The following is a 2,872-nucleotide window of genomic DNA, read 5'->3' as shown; positions in this document are numbered from 1 at the left end:
AGAACTTTAGACAACGCTAATGCGAGAATTCATCTTTGCTTTATTAGGCTTATGCTTAAGCGCCTTGCCAAAGCTTCCTAAGATACCAAATGGGTTCTATAGATATTTGGAGAATAAAAAGCCTTACCATGCTGATGTAGTTCGGCTATTCTCTGTTTTACCTTGGGCTCAGAACTGTAATACCCAAAACTCATCGGAGAAGTAATAAAATCTTGCACTTGATAACCTTGGGTGATCGCATACTCAATTGTGCCGATGGGATCAGAATATGCTGAAATCATCAACATCACATTTTGGCAATTCATCTCCAAAAGTTGCTTAGTTATGGATGATCCATCAGTTCCGCCATGCAAAGCAGGCATATATAGATCATTGTTGATTGCTGGTAGATAGGGAGGATTAGAGATCAAATAATTGCCTTCCAATTGCCAATCCCGTTGGAAAAAGCAAGAGTTATGTACAACATACTTGTCGCTAAGTTTATAGCGTTCAATCCGAGACTGAGCCACTTCACAGGACTTAGAGTTTAACTCATAGCCCTGAATTAACCCACTAAATTGACTCTTGAGGAGGCTATTGATCACGGGACTACCATCCCCTGCGCCAAACTCCACAATGGAATTGCAATCCTCGGAGGTATTTAAAACCATTCTTTCGAGACATTGAGAATAAAACAATGATTCTTCAGGACAAAAGAATATCTCTTGAGGTACATGTTCAGCTACTTGTTCGGATGTGTAGGTTTTAACTATCGGTTTAGAACGCAATAAAGGTCTATTCATATAATTCTCAATTAATTCTCAATATTTATTGTTTAGAAAATATCCATTCCAGACTGGTGATCGGCGCTTGCTTAAGAGCTTTGATCAAGGATTCATTGTCATCGAATTTAAGAGATGACAAATGGCAGCACTCAACATTTACGGTAAACTCGCTATCCTCAAATGGCCAAGGTTCTACAGTTAAATGTTTATTCTCCAAACAGCGCAGATCGTATCGCTGCTGGCTGATACCACTAGTAATCTCTACGGCTCGCCCATCTTCGGGCACTTGTCTTTGCACCAAGATTAATGACAGGCGATCGCACCATTGCATAAACTGATAGCTTCGTTCTGATTCTTCTTTAGATACTTCTAACTCCTGTTGCCACTGATTTTGATCCTGTATTTGAGTTTCTAAAAAATCATGCCAATCATCGGAGGTTTCTTTTTGCTTTTGATTGAGAAAACAAATGTGCATCGAAGTTAGCATAGTGACCCATCGACCTCGATAACAAGAATTCTCAAGGTGTTTTTTTAGCTTCTCTAGAGATACTTCTGGAGGTATCTGGGCGAGAGTGAAGTCTAAGGGAGCACCGCACTCAGTTAAGTGGTTGTCGATCCACTCTTTTTCTAGATCGTCATGATGCGAGATCGCGGCAAGAGTTTCGTAAAAGCGAATGGGAGTATTAGCTCTTTGCCATTGCCCCCCTAATTGAGCAGCTAACAAGGCATGAGCGCGATGATAAATTACCTCCCATCCGTCTGTAGTCAAATTTACGATCATAAATTTTTCTCTAGTCTGTCTACAGTTCAAGGTATAGATCCCCCCAGCCCCCCTTATAGAGGGAGGAGAATTATCTTCTTCCCCCTTTATAAGGGGGATTGAGGGGAATCTTTAGCAACTCACGGTAACGTCAGTTACTTAAAATTAGAATTTTGAATTAGCGTCATGACTGCCGCAGCTGCCCGATCGCCCATAAATTTTTCTTGGTCATAGCCCAGTACTAATTCCCAAGCATCATCGGGATACATATCCGCTAAGGGGAAAGCAACATCTGTAAGCATCCATAGCCCATGACGTTCATCTTCCCGAATATGCAACTCCCAATAGCCCATAGCTGCATCCGAAAGTCTCATTCGTTTCGCTGCCTCCAAGTAATCAGTATAAATTGCTGGTCCCGCAATCTCAAAATAGGTCAGTCCACCGTTGTAGCGGAGAAAATGGCGTTTGCGCTCGGTTAGCAAAAAGTTGTGATTGATACTTGCTAAAACTTGCCACGGCACGAGATCTAGATAAGCTTCTGGTTCATTTTTTAAACCTAATTCCGCCATCATCTGAGCAAAGAAAGTAGAGTGCTTTCGCGACAGCCGACCGTTGCCATATTCTTCGAGCAATACGCGCATCAAAGTTGCCTGAATTTCGTTACTAGCGCCACCCAAAATCCTCGAAAGACGACTAGCTTCGACTAATCCATCTAAGGAGGCGATCGCTAATAATAAGCGATATCCCATTAAGCTCATATCCTCGCGCAGATAACGCTTTGACGCAGATATGGGCGGATTTAAATCTACATCAGCCCGCTTTTGCAAAGCTTGTTTAACCTTTGATGGCGGGAGCTTTTGAACATCAATTTGGGTTAACTCCCATGCTTGCCAGACTGACTCGATGCGATCGCGGACTTCTGTTATATAAGTGGAGCGCTCATTGGTATATAGCTGTAAAGAGTCGTACCAAAACAAATTGAGTCGATTGATCCTATATAGCGATCGCTGTAAAAACCAGTTTGCTTGTTCAGAATTTGTGCTTTCTGTATAGGCTTCTCTTAAAGCTAAAGAGAGAAATTTTTCAAAATCTTTAATCAGATCAGGTTGTTCTTTGACTTGTTTGTCTAAATTTTCTAGGGTGAGCAGCCAAGCAAATTGTTGATCGGCTGCTTCATAACTAGCTATCTGGATAGTAGATAACTTATTATCTACTATTGCTGTAATTGGCATTATAAAAATTGAAGATAGAAGGTATTTGTAAAAGAAATATTAAGCAGAAAGGCGATTGAGCATGAGAGAAATCATGGCAGTATGAACAACCGCCTCACTTACTTCAGGAAGACGTT

Annotated in this window: 3 protein-coding genes; all 3 read right to left on the bottom strand. The window is 41.3% G+C overall.

The features are described 5' to 3' along the window. Positions 1-77: 77 nt before the first annotated feature. Positions 78-782, bottom strand: a complete 705-nt coding sequence (locus H6F41_RS18600; protein ID WP_199288846.1) for a class I SAM-dependent methyltransferase — start codon at positions 780-782, stop codon at positions 78-80. Between the two features lie 25 nt (positions 783-807). Continuing rightward, entirely contained in the window at positions 808-1,545 is a 738-nt protein-coding gene (locus H6F41_RS18595; protein ID WP_190404950.1) for a DUF3891 family protein, read from the bottom strand. Between the two features lie 134 nt (positions 1,546-1,679). After that, on the bottom strand, positions 1,680-2,756 hold the full coding sequence (locus H6F41_RS18590; RefSeq protein ID WP_190404949.1) for an iron-containing redox enzyme family protein: 1,077 nt from the start codon (positions 2,754-2,756) through the stop codon (positions 1,680-1,682). Between the last annotated feature and the right edge of the window lie 116 nt (positions 2,757-2,872).

The sequence above is a fragment of the Pseudanabaena mucicola FACHB-723 genome, assembly GCF_014696385.1.
GTDB lineage: Bacteria > Cyanobacteriota > Cyanobacteriia > Pseudanabaenales > Pseudanabaenaceae > Pseudanabaena.
The sequence above is the reverse complement of the archived record's forward strand: the minus strand, read 5'-3'. Positions and strand labels throughout refer to the sequence as shown.